This is a genomic window from Aeromonas sp. QDB62 (genome assembly GCF_027705695.1).
In the GTDB taxonomy this organism is placed as follows: Bacteria; Pseudomonadota; Gammaproteobacteria; order Enterobacterales; family Aeromonadaceae; genus Aeromonas; species Aeromonas allosaccharophila.
Map to the genome: position 1 here is coordinate 91,776 of NZ_JAPDCD010000008.1, position 21,393 is coordinate 113,168.

General features: G+C 61.7%; 20 protein-coding genes. 8 read left to right on the top strand and 12 right to left on the bottom strand.

The window, feature by feature from the left end:
* Positions 1-75: 75 nt before the first annotated feature.
* From OKC27_RS06020 to OKC27_RS06030, 3 genes are all read right to left on the bottom strand, one after another.
* Positions 76-690 carry a superoxide dismutase gene (locus OKC27_RS06020; RefSeq protein WP_182938321.1) on the bottom strand — a complete coding sequence of 205 codons (615 nt, stop codon included), beginning with the start codon at positions 688-690 and terminating at the stop codon, positions 76-78.
* Positions 691-707: 17 nt separating this feature from the next.
* Positions 708-1,187, bottom strand: a complete 480-nt coding sequence (locus OKC27_RS06025) for a hypothetical protein (protein ID WP_082040682.1) — start codon at positions 1,185-1,187, stop codon at positions 708-710.
* A 175-nt stretch (positions 1,188-1,362) separates the two neighbouring features.
* Complete coding sequence (locus OKC27_RS06030; RefSeq protein ID WP_042057572.1) at positions 1,363-2,379, bottom strand: chemotaxis protein CheV; 1,017 nt, start codon at positions 2,377-2,379, stop codon at positions 1,363-1,365.
* Between the two features lie 203 nt (positions 2,380-2,582).
* On the opposite strand from OKC27_RS06030, the gene OKC27_RS06035 reads away from it, so the two are divergent.
* Positions 2,583-3,302 (top strand): SDR family NAD(P)-dependent oxidoreductase, encoded by a 720-nt coding sequence (locus OKC27_RS06035; protein ID WP_042057574.1) that lies wholly within the window; start codon positions 2,583-2,585, stop codon positions 3,300-3,302.
* Here OKC27_RS06035 and OKC27_RS06040 read toward each other — a convergent pair.
* Positions 3,289-5,355, bottom strand: coding sequence for a tRNA(Met) cytidine acetyltransferase TmcA (locus tag OKC27_RS06040; RefSeq protein WP_042057576.1), 2,067 nt, complete (start codon positions 5,353-5,355; stop codon positions 3,289-3,291). The two genes, OKC27_RS06035 and OKC27_RS06040, sit on opposite strands and share 14 nt — an antisense overlap.
* A complete protein-coding gene (locus tag OKC27_RS06045) occupies positions 5,352-5,663 on the bottom strand; it encodes an HlyU family transcriptional regulator (RefSeq protein WP_042057578.1) in 312 nt (103 codons plus the stop codon). The genes OKC27_RS06040 and OKC27_RS06045 overlap by 4 nt, the downstream gene beginning before the upstream one ends.
* Before the next feature lie 136 nt (positions 5,664-5,799).
* On the opposite strand from OKC27_RS06045, the gene OKC27_RS06050 reads away from it, so the two are divergent.
* The 4 genes from OKC27_RS06050 to OKC27_RS06065 all read left to right on the top strand — a co-directional run bounded on the left by OKC27_RS06050 (position 5,800) and on the right by OKC27_RS06065 (position 9,492).
* Entirely contained in the window at positions 5,800-6,006 is a 207-nt protein-coding gene (locus tag OKC27_RS06050; protein WP_042057580.1) for a bacterioferritin-associated ferredoxin, read from the top strand.
* Between the two features lie 145 nt (positions 6,007-6,151).
* The gene (gene bfr, locus OKC27_RS06055; RefSeq protein ID WP_042057581.1) at positions 6,152-6,631 is read left to right on the top strand and encodes a bacterioferritin; all 480 of its coding nucleotides are present in this window, start codon (positions 6,152-6,154) and stop codon (positions 6,629-6,631) included.
* 202 nt (positions 6,632-6,833) lie between these two features.
* On the top strand, positions 6,834-8,945 hold the full coding sequence (locus tag OKC27_RS06060; protein WP_042057583.1) for a DUF885 domain-containing protein: 2,112 nt from the start codon (positions 6,834-6,836) through the stop codon (positions 8,943-8,945).
* 88 nt (positions 8,946-9,033) lie between these two features.
* Positions 9,034-9,492: a methylglyoxal synthase gene (locus OKC27_RS06065; RefSeq protein WP_042023112.1), complete on the top strand. Its 459-nt coding sequence runs from the start codon at positions 9,034-9,036 to the stop codon at positions 9,490-9,492.
* Positions 9,493-9,580: 88 nt separating this feature from the next.
* Here OKC27_RS06065 and OKC27_RS06070 read toward each other — a convergent pair whose 3' ends face one another.
* Positions 9,581-10,732, bottom strand: coding sequence for an iron-containing alcohol dehydrogenase (locus OKC27_RS06070; protein ID WP_270806012.1), 1,152 nt, complete (start codon positions 10,730-10,732; stop codon positions 9,581-9,583).
* Positions 10,733-10,977: 245 nt separating this feature from the next.
* Between OKC27_RS06070 and OKC27_RS06075 the strand changes: the two genes are divergently transcribed.
* A complete protein-coding gene (locus tag OKC27_RS06075; RefSeq protein WP_042023117.1) occupies positions 10,978-11,556 on the top strand; it encodes a hypothetical protein in 579 nt (192 codons plus the stop codon).
* A gap of 199 nt (positions 11,557-11,755) precedes the next feature.
* Here OKC27_RS06075 and OKC27_RS06080 read toward each other — a convergent pair whose 3' ends face one another.
* Complete coding sequence (locus OKC27_RS06080; RefSeq protein ID WP_182938325.1) at positions 11,756-12,181, bottom strand: hypothetical protein; 426 nt, start codon at positions 12,179-12,181, stop codon at positions 11,756-11,758.
* Positions 12,182-12,654: 473 nt separating this feature from the next.
* Here OKC27_RS06080 and OKC27_RS06085 point away from each other — a divergent pair, with 473 nt between their 5' ends.
* A complete protein-coding gene (locus OKC27_RS06085) occupies positions 12,655-14,127 on the top strand; it encodes a C69 family dipeptidase (RefSeq protein ID WP_182938326.1) in 1,473 nt (490 codons plus the stop codon).
* A 61-nt stretch (positions 14,128-14,188) separates the two neighbouring features.
* Here OKC27_RS06085 and OKC27_RS06090 read toward each other — a convergent pair whose 3' ends face one another.
* Genes OKC27_RS06090 through OKC27_RS06100 form a run of 3 tightly spaced genes read right to left on the bottom strand, consistent with a single transcriptional unit; the run spans position 14,189 to position 15,778 of the window.
* Positions 14,189-14,935 carry an SDR family oxidoreductase gene (locus tag OKC27_RS06090; protein WP_182938327.1) on the bottom strand — a complete coding sequence of 249 codons (747 nt, stop codon included), beginning with the start codon at positions 14,933-14,935 and terminating at the stop codon, positions 14,189-14,191.
* A gap of 56 nt (positions 14,936-14,991) precedes the next feature.
* Positions 14,992-15,237 carry a DUF3624 domain-containing protein gene (locus OKC27_RS06095; protein WP_234605319.1) on the bottom strand — a complete coding sequence of 82 codons (246 nt, stop codon included), beginning with the start codon at positions 15,235-15,237 and terminating at the stop codon, positions 14,992-14,994.
* Positions 15,238-15,268: 31 nt separating this feature from the next.
* Complete coding sequence (locus OKC27_RS06100; RefSeq protein WP_270806013.1) at positions 15,269-15,778, bottom strand: GNAT family N-acetyltransferase; 510 nt, start codon at positions 15,776-15,778, stop codon at positions 15,269-15,271.
* 188 nt (positions 15,779-15,966) lie between these two features.
* On the opposite strand from OKC27_RS06100, the gene OKC27_RS06105 reads away from it, so the two are divergent.
* Entirely contained in the window at positions 15,967-17,406 is a 1,440-nt protein-coding gene (locus OKC27_RS06105) for a RimK family protein (protein ID WP_042057599.1), read from the top strand.
* An 82-nt stretch (positions 17,407-17,488) separates the two neighbouring features.
* Here OKC27_RS06105 and OKC27_RS06110 read toward each other — a convergent pair whose 3' ends face one another.
* Together OKC27_RS06110 and OKC27_RS06115 are read right to left on the bottom strand one after the other, a co-directional pair.
* Positions 17,489-19,111: an alpha-amylase family protein gene (locus OKC27_RS06110; RefSeq protein WP_270693369.1), complete on the bottom strand. Its 1,623-nt coding sequence runs from the start codon at positions 19,109-19,111 to the stop codon at positions 17,489-17,491.
* Between the two features lie 109 nt (positions 19,112-19,220).
* The gene (locus OKC27_RS06115; protein WP_270693370.1) at positions 19,221-21,188 is read right to left on the bottom strand and encodes a TonB-dependent copper receptor; all 1,968 of its coding nucleotides are present in this window, start codon (positions 21,186-21,188) and stop codon (positions 19,221-19,223) included.
* Between the last annotated feature and the right edge of the window lie 205 nt (positions 21,189-21,393).

Genomic DNA, 21,393 nt, shown 5'->3' on the forward strand with positions numbered 1-21,393 from the left:
CGGGTCCTGTTATTGCAGCGTGGATTGTGGCAGCCAATTTGAACTGCTCATCCTGGCCCATCCCCTGTGGCTATGTCAGCCGCGCGCCGCCTGATAGCGGCGGGCCACTTCGGCCCAATCCACCACCTGATAGAAGGCCGCGATATAGTCAGGACGCTTGTTCTGGTACTTGAGGTAATAAGCGTGCTCCCACACATCCAGCCCCAGGATCGGGGTATGGCCATGCATCAGGGGACTATCCTGATTGGCACTACTCTCCACCTGCAATCTGCCCGCCTTGTCCACCACCAGCCAGGCCCAACCGCTGCCAAAGCGGCTCAGGGCAGCCTGAGTGAAAGCCTGCTTGAAGGCATCGAATCCCCCCAATTCCCGCTCGATGGACAGCGCCAGCTCACCACCCGGCTCACCGCCCCCCTGCGGGCTCATCACCAGCCAGAACAGGGAGTGGTTGGCATGACCGCCGCCATGGTTGCGTACCGCCCCCTGCAAGGCGGCTGGCAGGCTGTCGAAGCGGCGCAGCAGATCCTCAACCGGCAGTGCGGCCAGCTCGGGCGCGGCTTCCAGCGCGACGTTAAGGTTGTTGATATAGGTCTGGTGATGACGGCTATGGTGGATCTCCATGGTCAGGGCATCGATATGGGGTTCCAGTGCGTCGTAGGCATAGTTCAGGGCTGGCAGGGTATGACTCATGATGACCTCTGTTCGGATTAATGGAGCCGGGATGAGGGCTCGCTCTGGCACAGGCAGTGACCGAGCGAGCGCATGATCGCGGCGTGGCTGCCGTGGCGCTGTACGAACGTCAGCAACTCGGCACGGGTAGTGCGGGTATGGCGCAAAGCGGCCTCTCGCAGGCGGGAGGAGCAAGCGGGGGAGTAACAGGTCGCCAGCAGGCAGTCGTGCACATAGCAGAGCAGGTCGGCGGCGCGATCGGGCAGAGTCATGGCCACCAGCAGATCCGCCAGATTGTGGTGGGCCACCACCAGCGCCGCCACCGCCTCGTCAGCATCGTGCCACTGCACCAATTGCTGACGAGCCAGCCAGAGCGCCTGCTGATAATGGGCCAGCGCCTGATGGTACTCGCCGCAATCAAACAGCCGGTTGCCCTCTCTGGTCTGCTGCTTCCAGTGGGTCATACTGCTGCCACCTTCGGTCGACTCGACCCACCCCTTCACCCAGGTTGCTGTCATACGCTTCACACCAACAAATGATAATAATTATCATTACATGAATCATATCCGGGAGACAAGGGGTGTGGGGATCGCAGCAAACAACCAAAACAGCGCGGCCACTCCTTGGCAAGGAGTGGCCGCTTGAGGCAACCGGTCAGAAGATGCGACCGGTCAATGGCAAGTTAATGTCAGGTCAGATGTTGTTGGCTGGCGAGGGCGGGGCGATCCCCAGCAGCATATGATCCATCATCCCCACCATGCGCCCTATCTCCGGTTTGGTGATGGTATCGTTGGCCCCCAGTTGCAGCGCCTTCTGGCGGTTGTCATCGCTCATCAGGGAGGAGAACATCACGATGGGCATCTCCTTGTAGGAGGGGGTATCCCGCAGTCGCTTGAGCAGGTGCATGCCATCCATGCGCGGCATCTCCACATCGGTGATCACCGCATTGACGAAGCCGGAAACCGGCATCTTCTCCTCCTGCGCCAGACGATCGAAATCCGTCAGCATCTCCAGCCCTTCCCCCCCGTCCTTGGCCGTTATCACGTTGTAGCCGGCGGTACGCAGGGTGGTCTCGATCATCTTGCGGATAAAGGCCGAGTCGTCCACCACCAGAATGGTCTTGCCCTGACGCAGCGCCATCATGCGATCGTCGATGAGCACCTTGCGATCCTGGGTGACGTCGTACTTCTCCATGCTGAGTTCGGGGTTGATGTCGGCGATGATCTTCTCGAAATCGAGGATCATTATGAGGTTGCCATCGCGCCTGACTACCGCCACCACGCAGTCGTTCTCTCCCGCTTCCAGAAACTGGCTGGGGGACTCCACATCCTCCCAGGAGACCCGGTGAATCCTGCTGACGCTGTCGATCAGAAAGCCGTTGGCCATCTTGTTGAAGTCGGTGACGATCACCACCTTGTGGCTGGGGTCAGGGTTGGTCTTGATGCCGAGCCAACCGGCCAGATCCACCAGCGGGATCAGGCGCTCCCGCAGGGAAAAGACCCCCACCATATGGCGCTGGGCATTGGGGTAATCGGTGGTTTCCGGCACCCGGATCACCTCGCGCACCTTGGCGACGTTGATCCCGTAGTAGGCGATCTTCTCTCGCCCGTCCGGCAACTGCTTCTTGAGGTGAAACTCGATGATCTCAAGCTCGTTGGTGCCGCTTTCGGTCAGGATAGATTTACGCTCTTCCCCATCTTTGGACATCATGGTGACTCTCATTCTGGTTGCGCGGGCAGCAGACCGCTGCGGTTTTCTCTCAGTATAGGAATGGAATGCACTCTGCTGCGCTGATCCGGTCAAGAATGCAGCTATAACCGCTTGATCCGCGAGGCCGGAGGGCTCGTACCAGCCTATCAGGAAAATTGCGGTGCGATGGAGAAGGCCATCACAGCGTCACAAGGAGAGGGATCATGAATGAGAGCGTGCTCGTGATTGGGGCTGGCGGCGGGATCGGGGCGGCGCTGGTCGCACAATGGCTGGCAACCGGCACAACCCGGGTCATCGCCATCAGTCGTCAACCCGCACCTGCGGGCCTCTCGTCGCCAGATCTTCACTGGCTATGTTGTGATTACAGCGATGAGCAGATGGCAGCTGCGGTAGCCCGCATCGCGGAATTGGCGCCGAGACCGCATCGGGTGGTGATCTGCAACGGCATGCTGCATCAGGGGGAGATCCAGCCAGAGAAACGGCTCGAAGCACTCAATCTCGCTGTCATGACCCGCCTCTACCAGACCAACGCCTTGCTGCCGCTGCGCTGGATCAGCCAGTTGTTACCGCTGTTTGGCCGCGAGCCTTGCACTCTGGCGGTACTCAGTGCCCGAGTCGGCAGCATTGGCGACAACCGAGCAGGCGGCTGGTATGGCTATCGCGCATCCAAGGCCGCCCTCAACATGCTGCTCAAGTGTGCCGCCATCGAGCTGGCCAGGCGGGCCACAGGCGTCAAATTGCTGGCCTTCCATCCCGGCACCGTGGATACCCAACTCTCCCGCCCGTTTCACGCCAATGTACCGGCGGGAAATGTGCAGAGTCCCGAGCTGGTAGCCGACCATCTGATTAACCTGATGAACCGGCTGCAACCGGATGGCGAGCTGAGCTTTCTCGACTGGCAGGGCAAACCTATCGAGTGGTAGGGGAACCCAAGAGACGTGCCAGCAGTGCCCGCAAGCTCTTGATCACGGCGGGCTTGCCTGCCAGCTGCAATCTCGCAGCAAGTCTTCCCCAGTCGGCATATTGCCAGATGGTGGCGATCAGCAGATGGCGCTCGGCAGGGGTGAGCGAGGCCAACACATCCAGATGTCGCGCCAGCCATAGCTGCAGGCTGGCTTGGCTTAGCTCGAACGGCTTGTGATGCAGGGCAAAGCATTCAATATCGTCGAGCTCGAACTCGCCAAGCTCAGTTGCGGTGACGGTACTGCCTTGCAGAGATTGCCATACCAGCTCGGGATCCAACGCGCTCAACTCACCAGCCAGCAAGGTCGGCAGCTGGCGTACGAAACGCTGCTGCCACTGATCCAACTCGGGCTCATGCTCGGGTTTCAGCGCTTTGAGCAGCAGGGCTGCGTGGCAGCCGCTGGCGGCATCCCGTTGCAAACCGATGCGCAGCACCGTCAGTCCTGCCTTGCGCCAGAAGGGGAGCAGGTCGGCGCTGGCCGAAAAAGCCGAGCCCAGGTAGTCGATACCAATCTGGCGATAGTGCTCCTCAAGCTTGCCAAGCAGCAGCGAACCCAGCCCATGGCGATGCAGCTCGGGGTGGATGGCGATACGCATCACCCGGGCGTAACTGCGCGCCCCCGCCGTTTTGAAACCGGCGTGGGCCAGCAGCGACTGGGGCAGCAAATGGCCGCGCGGGCGGCGGCGCCCTGCCCAGATCGCCTCGGCGAGTTCGGGTTCGATTTCCCCTTCCCGCGCCACCAAGGCCACACCCAGCAGGCTCTCGTCCTGCTCCAGCAGATGGATGTCGAGATCCGGGCTCTCCAGCAGCGACCTGAGATCGCTCGGCGTGGTTTGGTAGTGGGCCAGCACCAACAGGCCGAACAGCTGGTTGAGCAGCGCCTCGTCACTCGACAGCGCCTCTTGGCTGACCAGACGCCAGCTCGGGCTGGTCGGTGGCATGGGAGTTGCGACTTCGGCATTGAGGCCGAGCAGGCGGAAAATCAGCGGCTCCAGCGGATCGTGCTCACTCCAGCGGATCGGTTCGCCCAGTTGGATCTCCTGCCAATCCGGCGTTTGGCTATCCAGCACTCGCTTGAAGCGCAGGTGAAAACCACGTCCTGTTCCCTCGTAACCGTGCTCAGTGGTGGCAAACACGATACGGCTGTGACGGGCCAGCATGGCCTCGAGCAGCGGGGTCGGAATGGCGGCCGCTTCATCCACCAGCAGCAGATCGGGATTAATCGCCTCGTGCACCAGCCGATCAGGAGAGCAGTAGCTCAGCCCGGTTAGCTGCTCCGGCGTGGTATCTAGCCCGCGAGCTGCGTGGGCAAACAGGGTCGCCACCGTCGCCTGTGAGGGGGCCGTCACCACTATGTTCAGCCCGGGCTGCTGGCGCAGCAGCTCGGCGGCGGCCAGCCCCAGCAGCGCACTCTTGCCACGGCCGCGGTCGGCACTCAACACCAGCGGCCGGCGGCGATGACCGTGCAACACCTTGTGGATGGCGGGCAGCGCCCGGGCCTGATCGCAGCTCAACGCACGCTCCGGCCCAATCGGTTGCCACGGCTGCGGGCAAACCGGCAGCTCCAGAGAGAGGGCCGGATCGCCAGTTAGCAGCCGCACCAGCCGGGCGATAAAGCCGTGACCGGCCCGGCTTACCTCCTCCTGCTGGGCCACCAGCCTAACCCGGTCGGGATCCGGCCATGCGGGCCAGATCTCTCTGGGCGGCGTCAGCAGCAACAGCAAGCCACCGGCGCGCAAGGTGCCTGCCAGCGCCCCGAAGGCGTCGGGGTGAAAACCGCTGAAGGCGTTGAACACCAGCGTGTCGCACTCCTGACCGAGCCGCTGCAGCGCCTTGGCGGCGGGTTGCGGGGCATAACACTCAGGCCCAGCCCCCAGCCAGAAGATGTGCTCACCGAGCAGGGATTGGGCGCGGGCAATGCACTCGGCCTCCTCCCCCTCCAGCCAGATCAGGCGCCGCTCACCGGCGCGGGCCAGCGCCTCGCGCAGCCGGTTGACCTCTTGTGGCGTCATGAAGCCGCGCTGTCAACCGGTTTGCGGGGTTCGAACATGCGCTCCCCCATCTGATCGATAAAGGTGTGGGACTTCTGCACCATGAAACGCTCGGCATCGGCCGGATTGGCAAACAGATCGGAGCGGATGAAACGGTGGGTTTGCAGCACCCCATCCAGCTCCTTGGTGATGCGGCCCGCCAACCGGTACTGGCCCCCTTCCGCCATGGGCTCGGGGTAGATGAGATAGCCGGCATATTCGGTGGGAGTGACTTCAGGCGCCTTGGTCGGCTCGCCCCCGAACAGGGCGCTGAACAGTTTCTTGAGCATGGTGATCTCCTCTGGTTGCCAGCATTGTCCCCAAGGGGTTGCACAGTGGCAAGCAGGGGATCTTATTACCAATAGTTATTTGCATCACGAACCATTCTCATTTAGATTTCACTGCATTCCACAAGAGGTAACCATCATGTACGTCTGTTTGTGCCGCGGCATCACAGATACCCAGATCCGCAAGGCGGTGCAGTCAGGTAACAGCGAATTCCGCCAGCTCAAGCAGTCGCTAGAGGTGGGCGCCCAGTGTGGCAAATGCGTGCGAATGACCATGGAGATCATCGCCGCCGAGCTCGACACAATGGAGCAGGAACAATCCGTGCTCTACTACGAGGTGGCCTGACCCGGCCCCACCCTCTTCTGATTTGACCCGCCAGCAGGGTCACCCTTCCTCTCGGGCGAGCTGACTCGCCAGACCTCTTGTTGTCACTTTTCTGGACTAAGCTCTAACGATCGAAGCCTCAGGCACGAACCAAGGAGCACTGTCGATGAAAGGAGATCCCAAGATCATTGTCCACCTCAACAAGGTGCTGGCCAATGAGCTGATTGCCATCAACCAATACTTCCTGCACGCCCGCATCTACGATGACTGGGGCCTCAAGGCGCTCGGGCACAAGGAGTATCACGAGTCTATCGATGAGATGAAACACGCCGACGAGCTGGTCAAGCGGGTGCTGTTTCTCGAAGGGCTGCCCAACTTGCAGGATCTCGGCAAGCTGCGCATCGGTGAGACCGTCGAAGAGATGCTGCGCTGCGACCTGTCGCTGGAGATGGATGCCATCCCCGATCTCAGGGTCGCCATCGCCTATGCCGAGTCGGTGCAGGACTACATCAGCCGCGACCTGTTCCAGGAGATCCTGGAGGATGAGGAGGAGCATGTGGACTGGCTGGAGACCCAGCTCGATCTCATCGATCGCATCGGGCTGGAGAACTACCAGCAGTCGCAACTGCACCACGGTTCATCCTGAATAGTTATGGCATGAAAAAACGGTTAAAAAACCCGCTCAGGCGGGTTTTTTAATGTCTGGCTGCATAGCTTTTCACACCACTTATCAGCATGAAAAATAAGCGTATTTTTGCTATTCAGGTCGCAAAAACAGACGCCGAGTAGTTGCACTATTGGGGCCCCTCACAGGGACACACAATAACAACATGTGAAAGGACTACATCATGCACTTCCTACCCAACAAGCTCGCGCTAGCCTGCGCCATTGCCCTGTCTCTTGCCGCCTGCAATGACAACAGCTCGAACGCACCTGCAGATCCCGCAGCCACCAAAGCATCCCTGATGCAGACCATGGATGAGGCTCTGCGCGAGAGCCAGGCGCTCGACCCCTACGGTTTTGCCATCGATGCCGCCAGCATCGCCAAGCGCAAGGCACTCGACAGTTCTCTGCTCAAACGGCTGGATGCCCTGGATCCCTCGGTGCTAAGTGAGCGGGATCGGCTGTTCTACGACATGATCCGCTGGGACTTGCAGATCAATCTTGAAGGGTACGATTTACCCCAATCCCAGATCCCGATCCATCACTTCCGCAACCGTGTGGTGGATCTGGCAGATGACGTTGGCGCAGCCCCTGCCAGCGGCAAAGCAGCTCGCACCGTCAGCGGTGACTTCGACTATTTCGAGCACAGCTCGGCCGACCGGGTGGAACCGGGTGATGGCGCATGGCGACGCGATCTCGACCGCACAGACACAGCTCCGGCACTTGCAATGGCAACCCGGGCAAAGACAACAATGACCCCGCAGGCCTGGTACCAGGAACACCTCACCTGGCTCAAGGCATATGATGCCTATCTGGCCGAGGTGAAACACCAGTTCGAGCAGGCCAGTGTTCAGGGCAACACCTTGCCTGATGAGCTGGTAGACCGGCTGCTGGCCCAGCTCAACAGCAAGCTGGATGGCGACATGCTCGCTGGCGCCTACCTCGGCTGGCAGCAGTTGCCGGGGGATGCCGATGCCACACTGCGAGCAGACTACAAAGCCGTGTTGGACAGCATCAACAGCCGTTATCTGGCGCTGCGCGACTATCTGGATTACCAGCATGGCGGCGCCTATGCAGTGCGCCTGGGTAGTGGCGAGTGTGACGACGGTTTCTGTGGCATGACCAACGGGCGCGACTGGTATCGCTGGCTGCTGAAGAAGCACACCACCACCAATATGACACCGGAACAGGTTCATGAGCTGGGATTGAGCGAGGTAGAGCGGATCTTCGGTGCCATGGTCAAGGTGTGCCACACCGTTGGCAAGTGCGACAACGAAGACGTGGCCCAAAGCAAGCAGAGCGGCCAGATCTACGCCTTCTTCCGCTATCTGAACGAGCCTGCCTTCTTCTATCAGAACCCGCTGGCACTCTGGTCGGCTGGCCTCAACCCGGACAACGCGGCCGGTGCGACCCTGAACGGGCCGCAGCAGCAGGCACTGGCCGAACACGAGCGGGCATTGCAGGAGTACAACGTCTTCAAGAGCAAGGCGGCGCTGGTGCTGCCGGACTTCTTCGATGCCGAGCGCACCATTCCCAAGCTCGATTACGAGGTGGTGCCCGTCTCCTATGAAGATGCGCCATACGGCGGAGTGGCCTGGTATCAGGACGGCAACCCGCAGACCGGCCGCAAGGGACAGTTCGTCCTCAACACCTACTACCCCTATGGTCTGCAGAGCTGGAACATCAGCACCCTGCTGGCCCATGAGGCGGCGCCGGGCCACCACTTCCAGATCACCATCGCTCAGGAGCTGGCCGCCAAGGATCCCGACTTCCCGCAGTATGTGGCGAACGCCTCCTACACCGCCTATGCGGAGGGTTGGGCGCTCTACACCGAATATCTGGCGGATCACGACATGGGGCTCTATCAGGGACGGGGCCTCTATGATCCGGCGGTGGGAGACGTGAAGGTCGAGGGCTCGTCCGCCTTCAACAACCAGTTGCAATACTTTGGCCGTCTCAACGAGGAGATGCTCAGGGCGATGCGGCTGGTCGTGGATACCGGTATCCACTGGTATGGCTGGAGCCACGATCAGGCTGTCAACTACATGAAGGAGAACTCGGCGCTGGGTGCCGGGGACATCAGCTCCGAGGTGCCGCGCTACATGGCCTACACCGGTCAGGCGACCTCCTACAAGGCCGGCCAGCTGGCGCTGATCCGGATGCGGGAGTCGGCCGAGCAGGCGCTGGGTGGAGACTTTGACCTCAAGGCGTTCCACCACCATGTGCTGGAATACGGCATGTTGCCCATCTCGGTACTGGAGCAGAAGAACAAGCAGTGGATTGAACAGTCGAAGTGATCACAGTTACGGCGCCCGGCAAGGCAACGGGCGCCGCTTTCGATTAGGATACGGCTCTCTGCCAATAACAATGCTACGGACGATTTCCATGGAACAGATTGCACGCGAGATGGCGGCCCACAAGCGGGTGGCGCTGGTGGCTCACGACAACATGAAGACCCCGCTGCTGAACTGGGTGATGCGCCGCAAGGAGGAGCTCAAGCTCCACCATCTCTATGCGACCGGCACCACCGGCACCATGCTCGGCAAGAAGGCACAGCTGCCCATCACCTGCCTCTTCTCCGGCCCCATGGGGGGCGATCAGCAGCTCGGCGCCCTGATTGCCGAAGGGAAGATCGACGTGCTGATCTTCTTCTGGGACCCCCTCAATGCGGTGCCCCACGACCCGGATGTGAAGGCGCTGCTGCGGCTGGCGGCGGTGTGGAATATCCCGGTTGCCACCAATGAAGCGACCGCCGACTTCATCATGGACAGCCCCCACATGCAGCAGGCGTTCAGCGTGCAGATCCCGGATTACGCCGGTTATCTCAAGGCGCGTACCGAGTGATCCGCTGACCCCTCATGCAAAAGGGCCGCAACAAGCGGCCCTCTTTATTGGGGAAATGAATCACTCGTGGAAACCAATCGACACCGGCTTATAGCGCCCGGGCGAGAATGCGCGCCACCCGATCCGGGTCGATATCCTGATGTTCCCCGATCGCGGTACGCCCCACCCGCTTGAGGTTGGAGCAGACCGCCGGAATGCAGCTTTCGCTGAGACCATAGTCAGAGAGCCGGGTGCCCAATCCCATCTTCTGGAAGAACTGCTCGGTACGGATGATCGCCTCTTCAATGCGCAGGGCCTTGTCCTCGCGGGTCGAATGCCACACCCGCTCGGCAAACTGGGCCAGCTTGTCCTGCTTCTGGCTCGCCCGCTCACGGAGCAGTGAGGGGAGCACCACCGCCAGACTCTGGCCGTGATCCAGCCCGTAGAGCGCCGTCAGCTGATGACCGATTGCGTGAGCGGCCCAATCCTGCGGCACCCCGCAACCGATAAGGCCGTTGAGCGCCAGACTGGCGGCCCACATCAGATTGGCCCGCACCTGATAGTTGGCAGGCTCCGCCAGCGCTCTGGGGCCGTTTTCCACCAGCACCTGCAGCAAGCCTTCCGCCAGCCGGTCCTGCACATCGCCCCCCACCGGGAAGGTGAGGTACTGCTCGGTGATATGGATGAAGGCATCCACCACCCCGTTGCCGGTCTGACGGGGTGGCAGGCTGTAGGTGGTCGCCGGATCGAGCACCGCAAATTGCGGCTGCACCAGCGGGCTTCTGAAGGAGATCTTCACATCTCCCCGGCTCACCACAGAGGTGGGGTTGTTCTCAGATCCGGTGGCGGGCAGGGTCAGCACGCAGCCCATCGGCAGCGCCTGGTGCACGCTCGCCTGTTTGCCGCAGATATCCCAAGGATCGCTCCCCTCATAGCAGGCCGCCGCCGCGACAAACTTGGTGCCATCCACCACCGAACCGCCGCCGACCGCCAGCAGGAAGTCGATACGCTCGCGCTTCACCAGCGCCACCGCCTCCATCAACAGCTCGTATCTGGGGTTGGCGCCGATGCCGGAGAACTCCTGCCACGTCCCCCCTGCCAGCGCCCGGGTCAGCTGCTCATAAACGCCGTTCTGCTTGATGCTGCCACCGCCATAGAGCACCAGCAGGCGACTGCCGGGCGGGATGAGCTCAGGCAGGCTGGCGATCTGCCCCTCACCAAAACAGATGCGGGTCGGGTTGGCATATTGGAAGTTGTACACGGCGGGATCCTCGACTTGAACAGAGCGGGGACATTGTGCGCCTGCGATCACGTCAGGTCAAAAACGGGAGCTGGTTATCAGAATGGAGATTGCCGGGCGTTGCAGAGGCATTTTCAGGTATGGCTCTGCTATGGTCTGTCAGGAGGGCGGGTAGCACCCAGGTGATCAGACTCCCCATCACTTTCCCATCCTGCTACCCCCGTCAGTTTTCATCCAATCCCTCGTCATACAGGAAGGTCTGAAATATGAAACTGAAGCATGCATGGATTGCTGGTCTGTTTACCCTCTCGACCACTCTGGTACAAGCCGCCGAGGTCATCGCAGGAGTCGACGTCGCTCCTGGGCAAGCCAGCCTGGCGCAAGAGCTCACGGCGAGTGCCACCGTGACCGCCATCGACCTGGAGACCCGCCAGGTCAGTCTGAAAAACGCAGAGGGTGAAACCTTCGATATCGTCGCTGGCGAGCAGGTTGCCAACCTGCCGAACGTCAAGGTCGGGGACAAGGTCATGCTCAAGTATCTGCAGATACTCGATGTAGAGCTGCTGAAAGGCACCGCAGGCATCAGAAAACGGATCGTGGAAGTGGATGGCGAACGGGCCGGGGCAGATGAGAAACCGGGTGGCGGTGTCGGCATGAAGGTGACCATCTATGCCGATGTCATCGGACTGAACAAACAACAGCAGACGGTCACCGTCAGAGGGGTGGATGAGACCCTGACCATCAAGATCAACAACCCGGAGCAGTTTAACCTGATTGCAGAGGGCGACCAGCTCAAGGCGGTTCAGACCAAAGCCATCGGGATCGGCATCGTCGCTAGCGAATAGTCCCGACCGGGCTGCTCAAACTGCCATGCAAGCGTAATGACGCCCGACTCGCGGCCACATGCGCGGCCACCATATCAAGCGGGAGGCAATATTGTCTCCCGCCTTCCTTACCCAGACCGTTCACTCCCCGAGCCACCATTCAGGGCAAGATCTTGCCTCTTCGCCCCGACTTGCCGGCCAATCCGGCACATCGCCGCCCCTACTTCTGGCCGGTCAGGCGATCCATCGCCTCTTTCAACATCTTCTCTCGCTGCTCGTTGAGCGGCTTGCTCTGCTCCGCCCGCTCCTCGGCGGTCAGCTGCTTGTTGTCGGCGATCGTCTTGAGCTTCTCCTCTATCTCGTTGAACTTCTTGCGATCGAAGCCCAGCGCCTTGTCCACCAGCTGCTGCACCACGCCCCCCTTGTCGGAACTCATATCCAGCGCCGGCGGCAGCTTGTTGTTCTTGGCCAGATGTTCGTAGGTCAGCACCTGCTGGGCCTGACCGGTCATGCGCTGGGTGGAGAGGCTGACCATCTCCTCCCAGCCACCGCCCTGACCGCCACTGCCGGCACTGTTGAGGGTGGCGAGGGCGCGGTTGTTGGATGCGCTCTGGGCAAGCTGCTGGCTGTAGGGTTTGATATCCATGGGGGCTCCAATTCGGTGCGCATCTGCGGCAATGGGCACAGGCTGATCCGGTCACATGGGGCGTCAGGCCCCACCATTACCAATAAAACCAGCAAGTTACAGGCCAACTTGTCAGATGGTGCAAGATCCCGCGCTATGGCGGCGCTCACCACGGCCCCCACGCAAGCAGGCGTCAGAATCATGACTCATCTGCTGCCGGTTCACGCTGTTTTGGCACATTTCACCGTCCGCGCGCCACGGCGCCAGAGAAAAGTCAGGAACAGCAGTTCGATCACAAAACAAACAACCAGCGAGGCATACAATTTTGGCGCACATCACAACCAGCCAGCCGTGTCATGGATGATCTGTTCGTAAAACCAATAACAGGCAGACCAATCTGCCGTGCTCGCTCCGCTGCCAGTTCGGAGTTGCGGCCTCCCCACACCTCATCCCCTCGTCTGACTCTCACTCACCGCAACCTTTCGGGCATAACTATGAAAAAACACACCTTGAGTCTTCTCTCCGCCACCCTGCTCACCCTGCTTGGCACCAGTGCCGATGCCTGTACCGGCCTTATCGTCGGCAAGGGGGCCAGTGCCGATGGCAGCGTAATGATCGCCAGAAACGAGGATTTTGGCGTCAACAACTGGAACAAGTATCTGGCCTTCCACCCGGCACAACAGAACGAGGGCAAGAGCTGGAAACTGGGCAACGGGCTGGAAGTGCCAATGCCCAAGGCGTTCTTCGCCTACTCCGCCATCCACGACTGGGATGCAACAACCAGCGACCCAGCAGGCAAATATTATGAGGAGCGCGGCATCAACGAGTTCAACGTCGCCATCTCGGCTACCACCAGCGCCGAGGTCAACGACAAGGCCCAAAAAGCGGATCCGCTGATCGAGAAGGGGGTCATCGAGGCCATCATCCCGACCCTGATCCTGCCGCAGGCCAAAACGGCCAAAGAGGGGGTCGAGCTGCTCGGCCGCTATGTGGAGCAATATGGCGCCGGTGAGGGCAACAGCCTCTATCTGGCGGATGTGAACGAGGCCTGGCTGATGGAGATTGGCTCCGGCCACCACTGGATCGCGGTGCGGGTGCCGAACGACAGCTACGCCATGGTGGCCAACGGCCTGCGCATCCACGGCGTCGCTCTCGACAGCGCCGATGTGCTGCACTCGCCCAAGCTGCTGGAGTTTGTACGCGAACACAAACTGCTGGATAACGCCGATCCGAAGGATTTCAACTTCGCCAAGGCGTTCGGGGTGATTGCCGATCCCTACAACGTGGATCGGGAGTGGCTCGGCCAGAAAATGCTGACCGCCAGCCAGAAACAGGCGACTCGGCTGGCGCAATATCCACTGTTTATGAAGCCGGATACTCCCATCGCTGTGCCGGACGTGGCCAGGGTGCTGAGCGCCACCTATGACGGCACGCCGCTGGCGGGCAAGGCAGAGCGGCCAATCCGCGTCGATCGCCAGCTGGAATCCCACGTCATCCAGCTGCGCAAAGAGATGCCCAAAGAGCTGCAGGGGCTGATCTGGCAGAGCTACGGCGTGCTGGCCGAATCTGTGATGGTGCCGCTCTACAACACCCTGGAAAACTACCCCCTGCCCTATCGCAGCGGCAGCGACAGCTACTCCGATGATTCCGCCTACTGGCAGTTCCGCAGCCTGACGGCGCTGGCCAACACCAATCCGGACAAATACCTGCCGCTGCTGCGAAACGTCTGGAGCAAGGAGAGCGCCAAGCTCTACAAGGAGGTCGCCGTGCTCGACAAGAGCCTCAAGCAGACCTACGCCAACGACAAGGCCACCGCCATCGGGCTGGCCGCCGACTACTCCTACGGCCAGCTGGAGCAGACCTATCAGATGGCCAAAGATCTGCGCTACAAGCTGATGACGGATCTGACCAAGAGCAGCGAGAAGAAATACTCGGAGGAGGAGTTCAAGAAGATCATGAGCCTGTAATCTGCTCGCCAACGCAAAGAGGCTCCCGAGGGAGCCTCTTTTGTTTCATCCAATGCAGCGATCAGCGGCGGCTGATATTGAGCGGGCCGAAGGTCTGGGCCACCGGCATGATCTCGATGCTGTTGATGTTGACGTGGGCGGGCTGCTGGCTCACCCAGAGCACGGTATTGGCGATGTCTTCCGGCTGGATCGCCTCCACCCCCTGATAGACGGTGGCCGCCTTGGCATCGTCACCGTGGAAGCGGACGTTGGAGAACTCGGTGCCGCCGCACAGGCCCGGCTCCACGTTGGTGACGCGAATGGCGGTACCCGCCAAATCGGCGCGCAGGTTGAGGCTGAACTGCTTCACGAACGCCTTGGTGGCGCCATAGACGTTGCCGCCCGGATAGGGGTAGGTGCCCGCGATGGAGCCGATGTTGATGACGTGGCCGCGATTGCGCGCCACCATGCCCGGCAGCAGCAGGCGGGTGAGCAGGGTCAGGCCGCTGATGTTGGTGGCGATCATCTGCTCCCAATCGTCCAGATCCGCCTTGTGGGCAGGCTCCAGCCCCAGCGCCAGACCGGCGTTGTTGACCAGCAGATCCACTTCGCTCCAGGCGGCTGGCAAACCGGTGATCGCGGCGCGGGTGGCCGCCTTGTCCTGCACGTCGAACACCAGCGGCAGAAACTGCTCGCCCAGCTCGTCAGCCAGCGCGGCCAGCCGCTCGGCACGGCGACCGGTGCCGATCACCTTGTAGCCCGCCTGCACCAGCTGGCGGCTGATGGCTTCACCAAAACCGGACGAGGCGCCCGTTACCATTGCAATCATCTGAACCTCCATATCTACACCGATATCGTTATTTATCTGTTTGAATCTATTCAGATTCATTCATCGCTCAATTCACGTCCGGTCGCCTTGCGCCAGACAAATACCACCAGATGGAGCAGAAACAGGCCCGAGCCCCCCAACGCAAACAGCAGGCCGGTGAGGGCGTTGACCGAGGTGTCGGCGCCGCACCACCACCAGACCAGCCAGCCGATCAGGCCGATGACGAAAGTCTGGATGGCACAGACCGGGCAACGCCCCAGCTTGGCCTTGATGGCGGTAGCAAGACAATTGTCGCAGCTCATCCTGCTCCTCGATGTTGCTCGTTCCACACGGCTAGCATGCCTGCAAAGGCGGCTTGCGAGCCACTCTGCGCCGCTCACGCTCCTCGTCGCTCACCAGCGGCAGCACCAGCCGGTGGGCGTGCTGGTCGCGGCCATAGTAGTCCGCCAGCCGCTGCTGGGGACGAAATCCCAACCCCTGATAGAGCGCCAGCGCCTCTTCGTTGGCGTCCCCCACCTCGAGGCGAATCGCCCCCCAGCCAGCGGCCTTGCCCTCCCGGATCACCTGCTCCAGCAGACGGCGGGCCCAGCCCAGACGGCGCACCGTCCAGCGGATGGCCAGCGCCTGAATGACCAGCCGATCCCAGCCTCTGTGCTCCAGCAGGCAGAGATAGCCCATCAGCTGATGCTTCTCATCCAGCAGCAACAGGGTGCGCCCCTTGGCGTGGGCCAGCAGATAGTGCCAGCGGCTGCGGCCAAAGGCGACTTCGGGGGGAAAACAGTAGCGTTCCAGATTAACGATGGCGCCCAGACCATCTGTTCGGGCCGCACGTACGGTCAACACGGGGAGTCCTTGTTCGGTTATTTATCTTCAGCACCAAAAATGCGACTTGTATCACAAGTTACCAAAGCGTCATATTAGGCACTGTAACCTCTTGTTTCCCCTCGCGCCATTGTCGTGCTTGTCGGTGCATCGAAGCCCACTGGGGATCCTGCCTTTTTTCAGGCAGTCTGATCTGTGGAGCCGAAAATATGAGTACCTATGTCATCGTCGAAGAGCTGGGCGACTGGCCTTACCATGCCGATTATCTGCTGACCGCCCGCACCTATCTGCAACATGGCGTGCCGACCACCGGCGGCCGACCCCGCATCATCAACCTCTGCCGCAATCTGGAGCACCTGAGCGCAGGCTACTACTGCTCGCTGCTGGCCCAGGCCCGCGGCCACCACTGCCTGCCGGGTCTGCAGGCCATCAGCCGACTGCAACCCCAGCAGCCACCGGCCAAGCTGTGGCGCAAGGCACAGGGGTGGCTGGCCCAGCAGAGCGAGGACAGGATCCGGGTGCGCGCCATCTTCGGCCAGTGTGAACAGAGCGAGCTGGCGGGGCTGGCCCGCTACTACTACGGCCTGAGCCAGTTGCCGCTGCAGGAGCTGACCCTCAAGCGCGGCCGTCATGGCTGGTCGGTACGCCAGCAGCAGAGCCTGTCACCGCTGGAGCTGAGCCCAAGCGAAAAGGCACTGATGCTGCACCATGCTCAGGCGCTGGTGGGCACCGGTGATGAGGAGCAGGCGGCGCCGCTCTACCAGCTCGCCATTCTGGTCGATCCCGATGATGGCCGCGCCAGCAGTGATGGGCTGGCGCTGGAGCGCTTTATCCGGGCTGCTGCCGCCCAGGGGATCCGGGCCGAGATCCTGCCACCGTCGGCCATCGAGCGGTTGCCGGAGTTCGACACCCTCTGGCTGCGGGCCGAAACCGCGGTCGGCCACTACACCTTCGAATTTGCCCGCCGTGCCGAGCAGCTCAAGATGCCGGTTATCGACAGCTCCCGCGCCATCCTCGCCTGCAGCAACAAGCTCTATCTCTACGAGCTGATGGTACGCAGCGGCGTGCCCATGCCGCCCACCATGGTGGTGACCCGTCGCGGTCGCCACCATGTGGATGAGCTGGTACAGCGGCTCGGCCTGCCGTTGATGGTGAAGGTGCCCGATGGCGCGCAGGGGCGCGATCTCGCCATGGCCAGCGACGAACAGCAGCTGGCCCGGCTGCTGGACGAAGGGCTGAGCCGCTCCGCCCTGCTCTTGGTGCAGAGCCGGATCCCCGCCGAGTTCGACTGGCGCATCGGTTTTCTCGATGGCTCGCCGCTGTTTGCCTGTCGCCGCTACCGGCCAGAGCCCGGTAACCGCATTCGCCGCCGCAAGCACCCGCTCGACATGAGCCGCATCGAGGCGTTGCCACTGAACGAGGTGCCGGAACGGGTACTGCAGACCGCCCGCCGCGCCGTCCATCAGCTCGGCAATGGCCTCTACGGGCTCGACTTGCGCCAGCAGGGCCGCGACTGCGTGCTGCTGGAGATCGTCGACAACCCCTGGATCCGCGGCGATATCGAGGACAAGGAGGCGCAGGATCTCTACGAGCGACTGGCCCGCGCCTTCCGCCAGCGGCTGGAAAACCGGGGCCAGACCACCGCATAACCCGCCATGACCTTTTCGCCACAATGACAGAGAGGGCCCCGCGATGGGGCCCTCTCTCATATCAAAGCGTACTGCCGCTGACTTATTGCAGGCGGAGGAAACGGCCACTCAAAGGGGGAAGCGCCACCGTCACACTGTCACTACCCAGGGCCAGACTCTCGCCACTTTGCAGATCCACCAGCGCACTGCCGCTGCGCAGCTTGTTGGTCGGCAGGTTGTAGCTGAGCGCCGAGGTAGAGAGGTTGAGCAGATAGACGACTTGCTCGCTCGCCGTCTGCTTGATGTCACCATAGAGGCTGCCGTCGGCCACCAGCTTGACTCGCTCCCCCTGATAGAGGGCGGGATGAGCGGCGCGCATCGCCAGCAGCTGGGCGAGCCACCCTTTCAATTCGGCCTGCTCGCTGTCCGGCACAAAGCCGGTGACACCGGGCACCTTGCCGTCGCTGCGGGCCACATGGTCATCGCACAAACCCTGCGCCGCACAATCACCGCTCACCTGCTTGGCAAAGCCCGGCACCTCGTCGCCAAACTCCTCGCCGTAATAGAAGGTGATGGGGCCGGAGCGGGCCGCCATAAAGCTGAAGGCTGCCTTGTGGCGCAGCCAGTACTCGGCCGGATTGAAGTTGCCGCGCTCCAGCAGATCGCCGAAACGCACCAGATCGTGGTTACCCAGCATCAGGTTCGGCATGGCGTGGCCGGGGTAGTTCTCCACCTTGTTCCAGCTGGCATCGAGCACACTGGCCCCCTGGCCCCCCTTGCCGGACTCCTCCACCGCCAGCGCCTGCACGATGCCGTAGCGCAACGGGAAGTCGAACGCCGAGGCGAGCGCCGGATTGTCGCTGCTGCCGTAAGCCTCGGCACGGATCTCGTCGGCACTCTTCCATACCTCGCCCACCATGTAGCCGAGGGTGCCCCACTGCTGACCGGCGGCCTTGCGTGTCGCGCTGGCTTGCTCCACTTCGCTGCGCATGGCACGCCACTCATTCAGATTGAGCTGATAAGCCTGATCGAGGCGCCAGCCGTCGATACCGTACTGCTCGACCCAGTAACGGGCCACCTCCTTGAAGTAGGCGAGGCTCTCCGGCTTGCTGTAATCCACCAGCTGACCGGGATAACCGGCACCACCGCCGGTGAGAGCGGGCAGACGCCCCTCTGGCGATGGCTTGCTCACACCCACCTTGTTGACGTGGCCAAACACCCCGTCGAGGAATACATAGAGACCGCGCTGGTGCGCCGCATCCACCAGCTGTTTGAGCTTGGCGTTGCTGCCAAAGTTGGGCTCCACGGTGAAAAAGTCGCAGGCGAAGTAGCCGGTGGCATCGAGCTTGTTGTCACCGCCTTGCCCTGCGCAGGAGTCGAATACCGGAGTGAGCCAGATGGCGTTGACGTTGAGACTCTTGATGTGGTCGAGGCTGTCGATGATCCCCTGCAGATCGCCGTTGTGCTGGGAGGGGCCATAACCGACGCCGTAGTTGGCACTGCCGTCACCATCGGCAAACGACTCCACCATCACCTGATAGATGCGCAGGTTGCAGGCGAGTTGATCATCGCCATAACAGGCGCGGTTGTTGACCAGATCGGTACGGTTGGGTACCGGTGGGATTATCTCGCCACCGGAAGAGCTGCTGCTACCGCTACCACCACAGGCCGCCAGTAACAGAGCGGCCCCGAGCAGGCCGCCATAGCGCAACGTTCCTTGTTTCATTGTTATGTTCCCGCTGTGAGAACAGGCGTCTGATACGCCTGTTTTTCACCATGATAGCGAGGCTCACACAGCGGTGTCTGTGACTGAAAACGTTATCTGACTCAACTGGTTAGAGCACGCCTGCCGAGGCAAAACGGTAGTTGAGCGAGAGCCAGTACGAGCGACCCGGCTCGGGGATACGGCCGCTCTGCTCGTAGCCAAGCCCCGCCTGACTGGCGTGCACCGACTTGGAGAGGTGCTCGTAATAGAAGGTGTCGAACAAGTTGTCTACCCCGGCCGAGAGCTGCCATCCCTTGGCAAACTGCCAGGCACCGCTCAGGTTCAGGGTGAAGAAGCCCGGGGTCTCCCCCTGATCCTGACCGGCGACCGTGCCGGACCAGAGATCCACCCGATCCTGCGCCGCCACCGCGCGCCCCAGCAGGGTGAAGTTCAGCGCCTCGTCTGGCTGCCAGCCTAGGGCCAGCTTGCCATCGAGCGGCGGCATCTGGGCCAGCGGCTTGTTGTCGCTGCGGTTTTCCCCATACACCACCGCCAGACCACCATCGAGACGCCACTGCTCGGCAAACTGCCAGCGCCCCTCCAGCTCGCCGCCCCGGGTCTGGGCATCGATGTTGCGCACCTTGTTCGACTTGCTGTTGTAGAGCAGGTAGTCCTTGATGTCGGCGCTAAAGAGGGAGAGGGTCAGATCCAGCTCGCGACTGCGCAAAGCCAGCCCCGCATCCCACTGACGGCTGCGCTCCGGGTTGAGGGTGAACGGGGTGCTGTCCTTGCTGCGCTCCCAGTAGTCCGGCGCACGCTCTGCCTGCCCCCACGCCAGATAGCTGGACCAGCGGGGCGACCACTGATACTCGTAGCGACCAAACCCGCTGTTCAGGGCCAGGGTGTCGCTGTAGAGGGTCTGTTCACCGGCGCCATAGCGGGTGGTCACTACCCGATCCTGCCGGTAGCCTCCTTTGTAGCTATGAGCCCCCTGCTGACGGCCCAGCTCGGCGAAGCCGCCCTGCTGCTCGAAACGCAGGGTGCGCTGGCGATCTTGCGTCGCATAATCGACGCCACCCCGGCTGCGGTGCTGATCCCGGTTGCTGTCGAACCCGGCGGTCAGCAACCAGTCGGCAGGTAAAGCGATGTCGTTGGCCCAGCGACCGCCGCTGTTGCGGCGATCCGGGTTGGAGAGCATCTTCATGCCGCTGTTTTGCCGCAGGCTGAAGTTGTCCATGATGTGGTCGATGTCGTTGTCCCACAGAGTCAGCTCGCTGCGCTGCCAATAACGGGTGATCTCCTCCTGCTTGAGCTTCAACCCGAAGGACTCCCGATCAAACATGGGGCCATCCATGGTGCGGTCCGCATAAGCGGCGCGGGCATTGCTGCGCTCGGCGGTGAGTTCCAGCCAGGTGTGCTCCCCCGGCGTCCAGCCAAGCTGCGCGGTGCCATTCTCGCGGCGATAGAAAGAGCGCACCTTGTTACCGTGACCATCGCGGTAATCGTCGCTATCGGAATGGGTGAACTGACCGCGCAGATAGCCATCGGTCGAACCCGCCGTCATATCCACCATCTGGTCATCGCGGCCAAAACTGCCGTAGAGAGCCGAGGCATCGGCCTTGAGACCCGGCGCGGTGAACTCGGGCCTGTCCCGCTCGAACAGCACGGTTCCCGCCAGCGTGGCCCCCTGCTCGAGGGATTGCGGCCCCTTCAGCACCCGGATCCGGTCAAAAGATTGGGGGAAGACGTAAGCAGTGGGTGGATCCATGCGACCACCGCAGCCGCCAGCCAGCATGCCGCCATCCATCTGCACGTTGAGGCGGGACATCCCCATCCCCCGCAGCACGGGATCGCCGCCCAGCCCCCCTTTACGCACCATACTCATGCCGGTGACATTCTTCAGATAACCGGCGCCGTCGGCAGCGGGCATCGGGGAACCGGGCTTCTTGGGATCCAGCGTCACCTCCAGCGTGCTGGCCGGGCGAGTTGCCACCACCACCATGGGATCCAGCTGTTGAACCGGTTCCTGACCGGCGGCGCCGTGACAGGCGAGCCCGCCCACCAGCAGGGCAAGAGGAGTGCGCATATGACAAGCCATACATTTTCCTTATGTATTTGTTTATTTTGTTTTTTTTCATTAAACCCACCAAACCTTTCACTAGGGGAAAGGTTTACCATCAGGCCGCAAAAAAGGCCTGCGGCGTGAAAGCGGCAAGCCTCTGTCGGGGGAAAGCGAAGGCAGGTTGGCAAAATGTTGCGCAGGTTTTACCCAAGTTCATTCATAAAGGCAAACGGACAAACAT